Origin of the sequence: Undibacterium sp. SXout7W (assembly GCF_049339385.1) — a bacterium.
In the GTDB taxonomy this organism is placed as follows: Bacteria; Pseudomonadota; Gammaproteobacteria; order Burkholderiales; family Burkholderiaceae_D; genus Undibacterium.
Window position 1 is genome coordinate 446,516 of the sequence record NZ_JBMPPF010000001.1, and the last position, 14,204, is coordinate 460,719.

Annotated in this window: 11 protein-coding genes; 3 read left to right on the forward strand and 8 right to left on the reverse strand. The window is 48.1% G+C overall.

Annotation, left to right across the window (positions count from 1 at the left end; all coding sequences use genetic code 11):
- The first annotated feature begins 86 nt into the window (after nucleotides 1–86).
- Nucleotides 87–500 carry a ComEA family DNA-binding protein gene (locus tag ACO0LB_RS01970; RefSeq protein WP_423045937.1) on the forward strand — a complete coding sequence of 138 codons (414 nt, stop codon included), beginning with the start codon at nucleotides 87–89 and terminating at the stop codon, nucleotides 498–500.
- A gap of 194 nt (nucleotides 501–694) precedes the next feature.
- Nucleotides 695–1,597, forward strand: coding sequence for a cysteine synthase CysM (gene cysM / locus ACO0LB_RS01975; protein WP_423045939.1), 903 nt, complete (start codon nucleotides 695–697; stop codon nucleotides 1,595–1,597).
- Nucleotides 1,598–1,713: 116 nt separating this feature from the next.
- Here cysM and ACO0LB_RS01980 read toward each other — a convergent pair whose 3' ends face one another.
- The 5 genes from ACO0LB_RS01980 to ACO0LB_RS02000 form a co-directional block, all read right to left on the reverse strand.
- A complete protein-coding gene (locus tag ACO0LB_RS01980; RefSeq protein WP_110257001.1) occupies nucleotides 1,714–2,013 on the reverse strand; it encodes a hypothetical protein in 300 nt (99 codons plus the stop codon).
- A 310-nt stretch (nucleotides 2,014–2,323) separates the two neighbouring features.
- Nucleotides 2,324–3,448 carry a lytic murein transglycosylase B gene (gene mltB, locus ACO0LB_RS01985; RefSeq protein ID WP_423045941.1) on the reverse strand — a complete coding sequence of 375 codons (1,125 nt, stop codon included), beginning with the start codon at nucleotides 3,446–3,448 and terminating at the stop codon, nucleotides 2,324–2,326.
- Nucleotides 3,439–5,430, reverse strand: coding sequence for a transglutaminase TgpA family protein (locus ACO0LB_RS01990; RefSeq protein ID WP_423045943.1), 1,992 nt, complete (start codon nucleotides 5,428–5,430; stop codon nucleotides 3,439–3,441). The genes mltB and ACO0LB_RS01990 overlap by 10 nt, the downstream gene beginning before the upstream one ends.
- Complete coding sequence (locus ACO0LB_RS01995) at nucleotides 5,427–6,407, reverse strand: DUF58 domain-containing protein (protein ID WP_423045945.1); 981 nt, start codon at nucleotides 6,405–6,407, stop codon at nucleotides 5,427–5,429. The genes ACO0LB_RS01990 and ACO0LB_RS01995 overlap by 4 nt, the downstream gene beginning before the upstream one ends.
- A gap of 20 nt (nucleotides 6,408–6,427) precedes the next feature.
- Nucleotides 6,428–7,348 carry an AAA family ATPase gene (locus tag ACO0LB_RS02000; protein WP_423045947.1) on the reverse strand — a complete coding sequence of 307 codons (921 nt, stop codon included), beginning with the start codon at nucleotides 7,346–7,348 and terminating at the stop codon, nucleotides 6,428–6,430.
- A gap of 161 nt (nucleotides 7,349–7,509) precedes the next feature.
- On the opposite strand from ACO0LB_RS02000, the gene ACO0LB_RS02005 reads away from it, so the two are divergent.
- Complete coding sequence (locus tag ACO0LB_RS02005) at nucleotides 7,510–8,448, forward strand: histone deacetylase family protein (protein WP_423045949.1); 939 nt, start codon at nucleotides 7,510–7,512, stop codon at nucleotides 8,446–8,448.
- A gap of 118 nt (nucleotides 8,449–8,566) precedes the next feature.
- Here the strand turns inward: ACO0LB_RS02005 and ACO0LB_RS02010 are convergent, their stop codons facing one another.
- From ACO0LB_RS02010 to ACO0LB_RS02020, 3 genes are all read right to left on the reverse strand, one after another.
- Complete coding sequence (locus tag ACO0LB_RS02010) at nucleotides 8,567–9,538, reverse strand: metallophosphoesterase family protein (protein WP_423045951.1); 972 nt, start codon at nucleotides 9,536–9,538, stop codon at nucleotides 8,567–8,569.
- 194 nt (nucleotides 9,539–9,732) lie between these two features.
- Entirely contained in the window at nucleotides 9,733–11,937 is a 2,205-nt protein-coding gene (locus ACO0LB_RS02015; protein WP_423045953.1) for a TonB-dependent receptor family protein, read from the reverse strand.
- Nucleotides 11,938–12,333: 396 nt separating this feature from the next.
- Nucleotides 12,334–14,052 (reverse strand): alkaline phosphatase family protein, encoded by a 1,719-nt coding sequence (locus ACO0LB_RS02020; RefSeq protein ID WP_423045955.1) that lies wholly within the window; start codon nucleotides 14,050–14,052, stop codon nucleotides 12,334–12,336.
- Between the last annotated feature and the right edge of the window lie 152 nt (nucleotides 14,053–14,204).

Here is a 14,204-nt window from a genome sequence, read left to right on the forward strand (position 1 = left end):
GCTTGTCATCTCTTATCGTTATTCTCTACAGGACGATATATCAGCGTTCTTCTGGCAGGATAAATTCACTATTTTGGGAGTGTCACATGTTCAAAAAATTATTGTTGGCTATTGCTACTTTGGTTGCAACGATGGGTTTTGCATTTGCCGATGTTGATGTCAATAAAGGTGATCAGGCAGCATTAGATGGCATTAAGGGAATTGGTCCTGCAAAATCTAAAGCAATTATTGAAGAACGAACAAAAAATGGTAGTTTCAAAGACTGGTCTGATTTTGAAAAGCGTGTCAAAGGTATCGGCGAAAAAAATTCGACTAAGATGTCGGAAGCAGGCTTGACTGTTAATGGTCAGGCAAAGCCGGGTGCAGCAGCCAAACTGGCCGTAGCGGAAAAAGCGTCAGCTAAAGTCAAAGCGGGCAAGCCTGAAGCGCCAGCAGCGGCAGAACAAGCACCAGCATCTGCAGCCAAAGCAGCAAGTACGAAAGAAGTAAAAACAAAGTAATCATATGTAATCACATTTATTCATGCTCTCGTAGCGTGATGTGGTAATGCAATAATTCATGTGAGTAAGCCCCTGGCAAACACCCGGGGCTTTTTCTTTTTCTTCTCATGCGTCAAGTGCCATGTGTATATGCGTCAAGCGACTAAGTCCAACAGCGTTTAGAATATGGCTTTGCATTAATTACACTCATGAATATGGCTTATCTCACCATCGAAGACACTATTGGCAATACTCCTCTCGTCAGATTGCAGCGCATTCCAGGTGCGGAGAATCAGCTTCGTAATAATATTATTCTTGGCAAGCTGGAAGGTAATAATCCTGCTGGCTCGGTGAAAGACAGGCCAGCATTGTCCATGATCAAGCGTGCTGAGGAGCGCGGTACCATTCGTCCCGGCGATACCTTGATTGAGGCAACTAGCGGTAACACCGGCATTGCACTGGCAATGGCTGCCGCTATGCGTGGCTATAAAATGGTCTTGCTGATGCCCGAAAATCTGAGTGTAGAGCGCCGCCAGAGTATGGCAGCCTATGGGGCGCAGATTATGTTGACGCCCAAAAATGGTGGTATGGAGTATGCGCGTGATCTGGCAGAGCAAATGCAGAAAGAAGGTAAAGGTGTGATTCTGGATCAGTTTGCCAATTCAGATAATCCGCTTGCTCACTATGAAGGAACCGGTCCAGAAATCTGGCGTGACACGGATGGAAAAATCACTCATTTCGTCAGCGCAATGGGAACTACCGGCACGATCATGGGGGTATCTGCCTATCTGAAACAGCAAAATTCTGGGATTGTGATCGTTGGTGCGCAACCGGAGGAAGGGTCTCAGATTCCAGGAATTCGTAAATGGCCAGAAGCTTATCTGCCTAAAATTTACGATAAAGCAAAAGTCGATCAAATCGAATCAGTCAGCCAGTCTTCTGCGGAACAAATGGCGCGTCGCTTGGCGATAGAAGAAGGGATTTTCTGCGGTATTTCTGCAGCAGGCGCATGCGAAGTTGCATTAAGACTTTCCCAGACACTAGAAAATGCAACGATCGTCTTTATCGTTTGCGATCGTGGTGATCGTTATTTATCTACCGGAGTATTTCCGGCTTAATGTCTGCGTCTGTATTCCAAGTGTAAAAAAATACCGAAACGGCGTTAAAAACGCTGCTTCGGTATTTTTTATGCAAGCTATTAATAAAAACTGGCGAGTTTTCCAGCGTCTATTAATTATGCTGCATCTTTCGGTTTGAATTGCTTATCACTGATACGGAATTTCGCGCGACGGTCACCCATCAGCTCGCGTAATTCTTTGATGCTGACATCGCTGATTTCGTGCATACGGATCAACAAAGATGCGCCAACTGGCAGGCGACGATGCCTGATTTTACTAATAACTGGTGGTGCAACTTCCAGTGCTCTGGAAAGTGCAGCATCATTTTTTAAATGCAATTGCTTGATCAGAGTATCTAACAGATTGTTTGGATCGTAGTCGATTTCATCAGATTCAAGCTGGGTCAGATTTGCCATAATTACCTCGCTGTTTAGTTTATTGCTGCTAAATTTAGCTTTTTCAATAAAAATTAATCAAACGGTAATATTGTATCGTTAAAATATAAGTTTCTTGACAGAAAAATAGCAAAACATTGTTAAATGTATTGAAACATTTTTGAGGTTTTGTAAATGTTTTAATAGCAACTGTAATTTAGTTGAAATTAAAATAATTAGCAATATGTAACTGTTAATAGTGCTGATATCGAAGATTTTTCGATTCGCAACGATCACTTCATTCCCCACGTGTTACCAGCCAAAACGCAACATTTACTGGCTCACCTATTCCTTATTTTCCTCTGGCTGCGCTGATTGTCCGGCCAAGATCAACAACTGACATGGCGTAAAAATAGCTACGATTGTAGTAAGTGATCGCAAAAAAATTGTCTGTCACCAGCCAGTATTCTGTGGGGTCGTTTCCATTTTGCAAATCTGCCAGTCCATATAGGATATTGTTTGGCGCTTCACTATTGGCGGTACTTGCCAGTGCACTGATATCTTGCAAAGAATAAGTGGCATGCAGACCTTGTCCAAGTGCAGTATTCAGTGTCGCAAGTTGGTCATTCGTTGCAACCAAGGTAGCAGGGAAAGCGATGGGAAGATTTTTTTTCCAACCATGCACTGCCAGATAGTTTGCTACGCTACCAATCGCATCAATAGCGGAATCCGTCAGGTTGATCACGCCGTCACCATCAAAATCGACAGCGTATTGCCGTATGCTGCTGGGCATGAATTGCGGCCAGCCGATTGCACCGGCATATGAACCTTTGAATGCAAATGGATCCACTTTCGATTCCCGTGCCATCAGCAACATATTTTCCAGTTCAGTTTTGAAAAAATCCATTCTTGCCACTCTGGTTGGCGTTTCTGGATAATCAAAAGCGAGCGTCGTGAGTGCATCCATGACACGATAATTTCCGGTATTTTTACCAAAAATTGTTTCTACGCCGATCAGTCCAACAATAATCTCCGCAGGCACGCCATACGTTTGCTCCGCACGAGCCAGAGTGGTGGCGTATTTATCCCAGAATGCCAGACCAGCGTCGATACGGTATGGTTCTACAAAACGTGCACGGTAGGCTTTCCAATTTTTGGGGCGTCCAGGAGGTGCAGGTTTGATCAATTGACGGGCTGACTCTGTATATCGTACCTGTTCAAACAGCAGGCTCAGTTTTGAGGAGTCAAATCCATGTTTAACACTCATCTGTGCAATGAAATCCTGCACATCTTGTCGCTCATTAAAATGCGCAGCATCCTGTTTTTTTTGTTCTGTGACGATCGGTGTTTTCTTTTTTTTCACATGCGTGGCAGCATGTACAGGATACGAGATGGCAGAGAGTAATGTGGCCGCGCAAATGGCTGACAGCAGGGGGCGTGACAATGAGATCAAAATACGTAAAAGAATTAGCGGCATTGAGCCAGCAAGGTTTTTAAACGCCGGACCAGCATACTTTCCGGGACTGTAGTTTTTCCGTAACGCGCCGCACTGTACAAGCTGAGAAACTGTTGTGCCGCTATGTATTCATGTGCCGGTAGGACCGCTTTTAAGCGTTGCATATACGCATGCGGCCCTTCATCAATGGCTCTGGCTGCGGTGTGTTTTGCCATTTTCTTGCAGAACGAAAAGTATACTCTATCCAATGGTGAAAACGTCAACTTGTTACGCATTAAAGGTAGTGCAATCAAGCTGAGTACAGTAGCTCCACAGATAAAAAACAGTAAGCTGATTTTTGCCCAGTCGATGTCTTGTATACCAAGTGAGCCGAGCAGGCTCTTTTGCGTTTTCTGGTTGTAATTCAACACCCACTGGTTCCAGTGATTATTGATGGCACTCCATTGCATGTGTATTGCTTTTAGCCATGTATTTTCACCCAATGCCAGTTGCATCAGACCTGCAATTCCTCGTTTTGGTATTGCTGTTCCAATATTTTGCATAACACGTTCGGGGGCGACGGCAGCCGTTGGGTCGACTCTGATCCAGCCTTTTCCTTTAAGCCATACTTCTGCCCAGGCATGTGCATCTGACTGACGTATTTCCCATTGATTGTCGACGGTATTTTTAGTTCCACCTTGATAGCCAGTGACAACGCGTGCGGGGATGTCTGCTGCGCGCATCAAAATCACAAAGGCACTGGCATAATGCTCACAAAATCCGGCACGCGACTGGAACAGAAAATCATCAACACTGTTGACTCCCAGGACGGGTGGTTCCAATGTGTATGTGAACTGCTCACGGCGGAAAAATTGTAATACCTGATTAATCAGTTCCTGATCATCACGGAAGCGCTGCCTTAGCTCGGCGGCCATCGTTAATGTGCGTGGATTGTAGCCGGGTGGAATGTCCAGTGAGTCGCTGACATCCATCAGGCTTAAGTGTTGCTCCAGGCGATATACGGGGGCCGAATTGACCTGATATCGCAGACGTTGATCCACGACCTCCGTATTGCGCAATTCCATTTGCGTATTCAGGCTGGCTTTGCCGTTGCTGTCGAGTAGTGGTGGTGCAGTGGCAAGATCGAGCGCAAATAACCAGCGTTGTCGAGTGGGTTCAAGAATGATTTCCTGATGAAATTGAGTTCCGGTAAATTCGGCACTATCAGACTTTGCTGCTGAAGATGGTTTGCCTCGTGTCCATGTTCTGCCATCGAACTGGTTCATGATCAGCCCACGCCAGTACATCTGCGATTTATCAGGTGTCTGCTGATCAAACTTGACCCGAAAAGCAATGTCTTCGGATAATGCGAGTTCACCGATCATCCCTGGCGTCATTGAGTCGGACAGCCCGGTACGTCCGGTTTGAGCATCGCCGGGCAGCCCCCACAGCGGACCTTGTATGCGAGGGAACAGAAAAAAAGAAACGATGGTCAGCGGAATTGCCATTGCCAAAATGGACGCGCCGAGTTTTAGTCTTTGTGCCAGACTGGGTACCAGATTTGTGTATTGAAATGAGAGCTGCGCAGTTAACAACAAACTAAGTGCCAGCAGCGTCATCATCGCAGCACCAATGGTTTGCTGATAAAAGAAACTCGTCAGCAATAAGAAAAAACTCAGAAAAATGACGACAAATAAATCACGTTTTGCATGCATCTCCAGCAATTTGCAAGTCAGCAGTAACACGAGCATCGTGACGCCTGCTTCTTTGCCAAAAAAGGTCTTATGCGTCAGATAAACGCCACCCATCATGATGGTCGAAACTGGTAAAAGAATCCATGACGGCGGTAGTCGTTTGCCGTTCAGTGTCAGCCAGCCGCGCCATACCAATAACATCGCACAGCCGATATTGACCCACCAGCTGACATGTCCTGCATGCGGTATCAATACCAGCAGACAGGCTGTCAATAGCAGTAAGGTATCGGCTTTGTCGCGGGAAAGTACCGGAGATATCAATCGCTTCATCGTGATCCACCTTCAAAGAGTGCGAGCGCGCGCAGGCAGGCATCTTGATGTGCAGGACCTTGTGAGGGGGCATATTCTGTGGCGCCGAGGCGAAAGCCATAAGGAATGGCTAGCCTTTCGGCTTCGATAATCCAGCTTGTCATACGGGATAATTTATCTTCCTGATCCATATATTTGGGCAGCGCTGAAAAATCCAGCACCACGTCACTGCCAGAACCACCTGCAAATTGTTTAGTGACCAGTTGCCCACCTGCTAATAAGTCAATACGGGCAATTTGTTTCCATGCCAGATGCTTAAGTTGGTCGCCAGCCTGATATGCACGGACGCCGGCAAAATCTTCGTCTCCCGCATGACCTTGTACGTCATTGCTTGCTATTCCGGAGACCGGCAGAGGAGGAGCGTTTTCCTCTGGTCTGGGATAAATCAGCGCTTGAGAATCCGGTAGCCACGTGCTCCATGCTCTTAATAATCCCAGTGGAAACCAGGTTTCTATCTTCACACGAGGTATCGCTTGCATTCCGCGTTTGCTGGTCGGATAACTGAGTTGAACCGATGTCTGACTCATGGGAGCGATATCCAGAGATTTGCTGACAGCACCTTTGTCAGTAAAGCTGATCCAGATGGCATAGCGCTGGTGGGCTCTACGGTTAATCAGAAATAGCGTGTACTGCGTATCTTCACCTGCAAACACAGACTGAGCCGGGCCTGCCAGTAAATGCAGATAGGCCAGATTACGAAAGCCCAGAAATGCGTTCACCACGGCAATTGCAGTCAATACAAACGTCAGCGCGAAGCCAAGACTGAGACTATAGTTCGTTGATGATAAAAACAGGATGATCAACAACAATACGAACATCCAGCCAGCTTTGCTGGGCAGGGTAAACACACGCCGCTGCTTGAGAAAGACTTCACCGTTTTCCGGTTTGTGTTCAAGAAAAACCAGCTTGCGCCATTTTGTATGTAAAGACTTCAACATAAGTGAATGCCGTTATCAGTTCAGACACGAACCTGTTTCATCAGTTGTGTCAGCAATTCGGCGCTGGCACCTGCTTTTCCGCCCAATGACTTTAGTGGACGCAAACGATGACTGACGACGGGAATCAAAACGGCCTGTACGTCTTCAGGCAAAACATGATCACGCCCTTCCAGTGCCGCCCAGGCGCGTGCGGCTTGCAGCAGGGCAATAGATGCGCGTGGACTCATCCCCTCGGCAAACAAGTCACCCTGACGTGTTGCCTGAGCCAGAGCCTGCACATAATCAATCAGTGAGCTTGATGCATGAATCTGTTTCAATGCCTGTTGAGCGATCAGTAACTCTTCGGCCTTCATGACAGCAGGCAAATGTGTCAACAGACTGCGCCGGTCCTCACCCATCAGTAATGCACGCTCCGCACTGGCATCTGGATAACCAAGCGACAAACACATCAAAAAGCGATCGAGTTGTGATTCTGGCAGGGCAAATGTACCTACCTGATGAGCAGGATTTTGCGTCGCGATGACAAAAAATGGCGCAGGCAGGCTGCGAGTTTGTCCTTCGACGGATACCTGTCGTTCTTCCATCGCTTCGAGCAGGGACGATTGTGTTTTAGGCGTGGCACGATTGATTTCATCTGCCAGTAAAACCTGAGAAAAAACAGGGCCGGGATGAAAAATAAACTGATTTTTTTCACGATCAAAAATAGAAATCCCCACCACATCTGCGGGTAACAGATCGCTGGTAAATTGCAGGCGATTAAAGCGTAATCCTAAGGAAATTGCCAATGCGTGTGCCAACGTTGTTTTCCCTACGCCAGGCAAGTCTTCGATCAGCAAGTGACCACCGGCCAACAGGCAGGATAGTGCCTGACGTATTTGAAGTTCTTTGCCAATGATGATCCGATTGACTTGCTGAGCGGCTTTGTGCAGTTTGGAAAACATGTTTCTTCTCAAAAAAAATCCAACACCCAGTGTAAACGGAAATATCAAATAATGTTGCGCTGCATTTAACAGAGGCAACAGATGCTGGCAATCGAAGTCAGCGATTTGCAAATTTGGTCAAATAAGACGAAACTGGAGTTCAGACTAAAAAAAGACCGCACATGACTACCGCGTATTACACCCATGCAGATTGCAAGCGCCATGAAATGGGATCATGGCACCCTGAATCACCGCAGCGCCTACAGGCAATTGAAGATCAACTGATTGCCAGCCGAATCAGCCCCTTGCTGGACCATCGTGAAGCGCCGCAGGCGCAGGAACAAGACCTTGCCAGAGTGCATACGGCAGATGCCATTTACCGGATTCGTGAAAACTGTCCTTCTGAACGCTCTGAGTACAGCCATTTTCCTCTGGATGCGGATACTTCCCTGAATGCTTATACATGGCGCGCATCTTTGCGTGCCGCTGGTGCAGCGATTGCAGCAACAGATGCCGTGATTGATGGTGAAGTGGAAAACGCTTTTTGCGCCATTCGCCCACCGGGTCATCATGCGACACCAAAAGAGTCCATGGGATTTTGTATGTTTAATAATGTCGCAATTGCCGTTAAGCATGCACTGGAGGTTCGTGGATTGAAGCGTGTGGCGATTGTGGATTTTGATGTTCATCATGGCAATGGCACCGAAGAAGCGTTCCGGAATGATCCAAGGGTATGCATGGTGAGTTTTTTTCAACATCCATATTATCCTTACAGCGGAACAGAGTTGCCAGCAACGAATATGGTCAACGTACCTGTTCCGGCACATAGCGCTGGGGATGTGATACGCGAGATTGTGACCAAACAATGGTTACCCGCCTTACGCGCATTTCAGCCTGAAATGATCTTTATTTCAGCAGGATTTGATGCGCATCGTGAAGACGATATGGGACAAATGGGACTGGTAGAAGCTGACTACGCCTGGATAACGCGGCAGATGATGGACATTGCGAAAGAATATGCTCACGGGCGGATTGTCAGTTGCCTTGAAGGTGGCTACAACCTGTCAGCGCTGGGTCGTAGCGTGGTGGCACATATCAAAGCACTGGCCGAGCTGGAGTAGAACTGATCCGGAGAGAGGGTATGCCTTAATTGCGGGATACCCTCTGCCAAACTAAGTTCAGTAATGATTCGACAGTGATTCGATAATGTTCGACGATGACGACCGGTTCCATTGTCAGTCAATGGCAAGTGCCCTTGCCTTTGTCTGTAAAATGCTGTCCCGGAATGGGAAGAAATTCCCAGTCGTAGGATTGCTCATGCAGCCGTAGTTTCAGTACACCGTGCGTTGAGTTGTCGCGGATTTCTGTCGACATGCGCGGCAAAAACATCGGTGTCAATCTGGCACCACCAGTTCCTACCACGAAACTGCGTATGCCATTTCTGTCATCGCGCTCACCGTTTTCATCCAAAGGTACAAAACGTTCGTAATCGTGATCATGCGCCGCCAACACCAGATCGGCTTTTGCTGCTACCAGCATTTTCCACGCTACCTGCATCTGCTGATTGTTGCCGTGTCCACCAGAACTGAATACAGGGTGATGCCAGAACGCCAGCGTGCAGCGGGATTTTTTTTCTGCCAGTTCCTGCTGTAGCCATTCCATCTGTTTTTGCATGGATTGCGGATCCAGATTGCTATTGAGTGAAATGATTTTCCAGCGGCCTGCCTGAGTGGCGTAATAACCGCGTCGCTCTGGTCCGGCAATGTCAGAGAAATAATTAAAATAACCCAACGCTTTAGGCATCCCGTATTCATGATTGCCAGGAGCAGGCAATGTTTTATTTTTAAAGCGTCCCCAGGTCGGTTCGTAACAGTTGCTGAATTCTTCGGGCTTGCCTATAGGGTAAGTGTGGTCACCTAATGTGATCACGAGCGCATTCGGCTCATTCGCTAATTGACTCAAAATCAAGTCAGATGTACGTGCTGCCATACTCTCTGCAGCAGGTTTTTTCTTGCAGTCTGCAATATCCCCAGCTGCATAGATGGTGATGCTGGCGCGGACGGAGTTTTTTTGATTTCCTTTTTTTGATCCAGGAGTCGGGTTTGCTGCATGAGCGATAACAGACGACAACGCAAGTGGCAACAGCAGTGAAAATGACAAACGGGACAAACAGGACAAACGGGACAAACAGGACAAACGGGGCAAACGCATAGGTAATTCCGGACACCGGCCAGCGGTAGTGAAAAGGATAAAGCGCGTATTTTACCTGTTCAATCCTTACTGCTGTGCGCTGCTGCGAAGTGCGGTCGATAGGCACAAAAAAACACCTCTTACCAATTTGCGGGATAAGAGGTGTTTTGTAGCGAATTCTGCGTTACAGCAGAAAAAGCAGCGCTAAGCCAGCATCAGATCTTGCCGCTGAATGTCACGAAGAACTGGCGTGGTGCGCCAGTCAGCAGTGTTTGAGCAGTGCCAGTCGGGTCAGATGTTTGGAAGCCATTAGAGCCGATGGTGCTGAAATATTGCTTATTGAGCAGATTTTCTACGTTGAGCTGAACGGAGAAATCTTTGATACCAGCCAGATTTTTCTGTTTATAACCAGTTGACAGGTTCATTACCCAGTATGCAGGCACACTGGCGTCATTGGTGTAAGTGTAGAAACGCTTGTCTGTGTATTTCGCACCGACGCGGCCAAACCACTCTGCTGTTTCATATGATAATTCGGTCTTGAACATCAGTTTTGGTGAGTCTACAACCTGTTTTCCAGAAATAGCAACCAGCGTATTTCCATCTTTATAGTTGGATTTATACTGAGAATCGTTATAGGTCAGAGAATTAAACAATGACCAGTCTTTGGCCAATGTCCACATCGCCGCTGTTTCGATGCCTTTTGTCTCAACCTGGCCAACGTTCACAAATGTGCTTGGGCAGCCAACGATACCAGCGCAAGTTGCTACCGCCATCAGACGGTCATCAAAGCGTGTGAAGTAAGCGGCAACAGAACCCACCAGATTATTAGTCTTGAAGCGATACCCGGCGTCGACAGTTTTGGAGGTTTCTGGCTTGATAGTACCAGCGCTCAGGTTAAATGCCGTTTGTGTCTGGGAGAATGGTCCGCTCACGCCTGGTTGATAGGCGCGCATATTTTCCGAAAAACTCAGGAACAACTCATCCGATTTGGTCAAAGCGTAGTTCAGACCCAGTTGTGGCAGAAAACTCTTCGACGCAGTCAGATCACCGGCAGCGCGAGTACCGATTACGTTGACAGCATTGATTTTAACGTTCGGCGATTTGAAACCAACATTCAGCTTCAGCCGATCTGCCATCAGGGACACGGTATCTTGTGCATAAAACTGAGTGGTAGTGGTCGTGAAGTTTTGTTTGAAACCAGTTGAGGTTGGGTTTGTCAGGAAATAATTAGTATCCTGACCGCCAGTGGCATCATAAAAATTACGTGTCAGCGTGTGCAGGCTGCTCTCTGCCCAGAAGCCGCCATTGAATGTGTGTTTTCCGAATTCTGCTGTCAGGTCGGCAATCACACCGTTGCGGCTGATCGAATATTCTGTCGTACGGATTGCGATTGGCAGACCATTCGTCGACGCCGTGTATGGCGTGTACCAGTGACCCTGACCTTCATTGCTATGATGGTAGGCCGTTGTTTTCAAAAATACGTCGTCACCAAAACGGTTGTCCAGTGTGGCGCCGAGCAGACTGTCTTTACGCAAGCCGCTGCCTTGGTAGTACGCGTCATCCAGACTATTTACTTTGCCAGTGTAGTTACCTTTAGCGGCATTCACTGCGCGCTGCCAGTCAGGTGCATAGTTATCCCAGTCGTATCCGAGGCGGTTAGCCATTTCGATTGACAAATCCTGATAGTCAACTTCTTTACGGTCTGAATAATTAAAGAACGCGGTCAGTTTACTATTGCCCAGGTTTTGCACCAGCTTGGAGTTAAAAATATCCTGATCTTGTGCGCCTGTACCTTTCCATTTTTCTGCACGTTGACGAGTCACGCTCAGATAAGCCTTGGTGCCGGAAGACAGCAAACCAGTATCAACACGCGCGAAGGTGCGATACGTTTTGTCGCTGCCAAAAGTCTGTGAGCCTGTTACGCCGAATTCATCCGTAGGAGCGGAAGAGAAAAACTGTACTGTGCCACCCAGATTACTGGTCGATGCAGTACCGACCGCGCCAGCACCTTGGGACAAGGTCACACGACCAATATTTTCAGAGGAAATCGCACGGCTGATATGCAGACCATTGTTGTTACCGTAGCTCATGTCGCCGAGCGGTACATTGTCCAGCGTGAAGCCCATTTGACTCTGATTGAAACCACGTGCGCTGAAACGGGTAGACCATTCATAGGCACCGAACGGATCCGCTGACTGGAAGCTGACGCCAGGCAGTTTGTCTAGGACTTTCAGTGGGCTGCTGCCGGGTAAGGCCAGCGCCAGATCTTTTTTGGAAATGTCCTGTACCTGACGTGTATTGCCTTGGCCGAAAACAACGACGCTGACAACGTCTGCTGGGGCATCTTCCGCAAATGCGGGAGCAGCAAAAGCCTGTAATAAGATCAGATATAGCGGTGAGCGACGGAGTGTGAGTGCCATGAGTTGGTTCCTGAGTCGAGTATAAATAATGAGAAGATGTTGTGTGCCTTCGGGCGAATCCGCAGAAGTGCTATCAGTTAGCCTGATTACGTCTCTGAAGAAACGCGGAAGCAATGTGCTTTTAATGCGATGAAAAGCAGAAGTTTCCGAACGTCAACGCGGCGAAGTGTAGCCAGCCAATATGACAGGAAAGTGAATCAGGAGCCGACGATATGCTCGATACATTTCCGCAACAAAAATGTGTATATCGTCATCACGACGACATATTGTTCAGGGTTAAATGAAAGAGAAATTGCAGATTATTTTTTGACTGAAAATTATTTCATCGAAAAAAAGCGGACATACAGCGTTTGCCGTATGTCCGCGTTGTTATTCGCCCGATGCAGATAGTGGTACTTACGGCTTTTGTTTGAAGTCAAACATACCCATCAGATCGCCCAATGCAGGTCGATTCAGCGGCACATACGGATTTTTCTTATCCACGACGGGGTTCGGCAGATTGTCGCGGCTGCGTTTCGACAGTGGTGCCAGCTTCCAGTTGCGCTGGATGAATTTCAGTATTGATGCGTGATCGTAATAGGTATGATCGACATGCCCTTTTTTCGCATACGGTGACACTGCAACCAGTGGGATACGCGTGCCGTCACCGAAGAAATCAATCAATTGCACATAACCGGAATCGTAATAGCCACCGCCTTCATCGAAGGTGATCAGGATCGCGGTTTTTTTCCATAGTTCAGGATTCGCTTTAACGCGGGCGATCACGTCAGCCGCCAGCTCGTCAAAACTGGATTCCGAGGCATAACCCGGATGGCCGGACAGACTGTCATACGGTGCGATGTAAGAAACTGCAGGGAAGGATTTTTCGTCTTTTTTCACATCGACATAAAACTGATGCATATCCTGTAATTTGTTTTTATCCGGCCCGGTCATGGTTGATGTGAAGAACGACGGCGTATCGCACATGGCGCAATACTCTTTGTCCACATTCTTACCGTCATTGCGACCACCGCTATACCATTTCCAGGAAATACCGGCAGCAGTCAGCGCATCGCCGATGTGGGGAATGGTTTGTGGCGGCAGCAAAAATTTATCTGCGCCCAATGCCAGCGGTTCGCCCAGCGGCGAGAAGGCCGGGTCCATGTTATTCACCATGTAGTAGGTGTCCGGCGCGCAATTGCCCTGATTGAATGCCTGATACGGCAGTTTTTTCAGAAAGGCGTGTATACCGGCAGCGCCAGGTTGCGACAGATCGGCGCACTGAATGTAGGTGCCGCCACGGTAGCCGTCTTCGGTGTACCAGTTATTGGTATTCGGCTGTGGATCAGGGTTCTCGATCATCTTCGCAGGAGGCACCGCAGGCTTACCCTGATCGGTATAGAAGGTCACGTCACCTGTTGCCAGCGCCAAATAGTTAACGGTGGTGCCGCCCATGATCGGCTGGTGATAGTTATCGGCAATCGCGTAGTTATCAGCCAGTTTTTTGAAGGTCGGTGCATCGCCGGTGGACATATTGTAAAAGCCCATCGCAATGCCACCCTGATAGGTGCGACCTGGGGCGAAAGGAATGGGGGCGTTGCTTGGGCCAACCCCCGTCATTTCTGCGACCCAGACAAACAGGTCATTATTCCCGCCGTTAACCTGTTGCCACATCTGGAAAAAGCGATGCACCGGATCGCCGGTATGTGCGCCGTAGCTGACGTGCTTGGTAATCTGATAGGGCCCATTGGGCATGTCTGCCGGAAAACGCGCATCCGGTACATCATGACGCTGGCCGAAAGCGCCGGCAGCATACGGCTGGGGCAGGCTGGCATAAGGGGCTTTGACAGTTGGTGTCGGGGTATAGGCGGTGACATTTTCTGCTGTCTTTTGCGCTGCCAGATGGTAGTTTGGCCCTGGCGAACCATCGACCTTGACGATGCCTTTAGACCAAAGATTGGAGATGGTCTGCTTCTTTTTTGGCTGATACACGCCGTACAGATTGTCAAACGTCCGGTTCTCACCTACCAATACAATCACATGCTCAATCGGCGTGGTGGTGGCAGTCTGGGCATAGCTACCGTGGGCGTACAAAGCGCTGAGTATAAGCGCTGACAGGGGGATTTTTTTCATCATGGGTCAGATATGGTTGAATGAGAGAGCGTGGAGCGGCTATCGCCCCAGCTTAAGATGAATGTCGTAAAAAAGCTGTCAACAATTCCGTGTCATCAAAGATGCCCACAATGAACCGTCAATGTAGCAAGATATTCACGGTAAACAGCAGGACA

What these genes read in the sequence shown, in the direction of transcription:
- ACO0LB_RS01990 (WP_423045943.1), bottom strand. Translation starts at nt 5,430, where the DNA reads ATGAAGCGATTGATATCTCCGGTACTTTCCCGCGACAAAGCCGATACC.
- ACO0LB_RS02000 (WP_423045947.1), bottom strand. Translation starts at nt 7,348, where the DNA reads ATGTTTTCCAAACTGCACAAAGCCGCTCAGCAAGTCAATCGGATCATC.
- ACO0LB_RS02015 (WP_423045953.1), bottom strand. Translation starts at nt 11,937, where the DNA reads ATGGCACTCACACTCCGTCGCTCACCGCTATATCTGATCTTATTACAG.
- ACO0LB_RS01970 (WP_423045937.1), top strand. Translation starts at nt 87, where the DNA reads ATGTTCAAAAAATTATTGTTGGCTATTGCTACTTTGGTTGCAACGATG.
- ACO0LB_RS01980 (WP_110257001.1), bottom strand. Translation starts at nt 2,013, where the DNA reads ATGGCAAATCTGACCCAGCTTGAATCTGATGAAATCGACTACGATCCA.
- cysM (WP_423045939.1), top strand. Translation starts at nt 695, where the DNA reads ATGGCTTATCTCACCATCGAAGACACTATTGGCAATACTCCTCTCGTC.
- mltB (WP_423045941.1), bottom strand. Translation starts at nt 3,448, where the DNA reads ATGCCGCTAATTCTTTTACGTATTTTGATCTCATTGTCACGCCCCCTG.
- ACO0LB_RS02020 (WP_423045955.1), bottom strand. Translation starts at nt 14,052, where the DNA reads ATGATGAAAAAAATCCCCCTGTCAGCGCTTATACTCAGCGCTTTGTAC.
- ACO0LB_RS02005 (WP_423045949.1), top strand. Translation starts at nt 7,510, where the DNA reads ATGACTACCGCGTATTACACCCATGCAGATTGCAAGCGCCATGAAATG.
- ACO0LB_RS02010 (WP_423045951.1), bottom strand. Translation starts at nt 9,538, where the DNA reads ATGCGTTTGCCCCGTTTGTCCTGTTTGTCCCGTTTGTCCTGTTTGTCC.
- ACO0LB_RS01995 (WP_423045945.1), bottom strand. Translation starts at nt 6,407, where the DNA reads ATGTTGAAGTCTTTACATACAAAATGGCGCAAGCTGGTTTTTCTTGAA.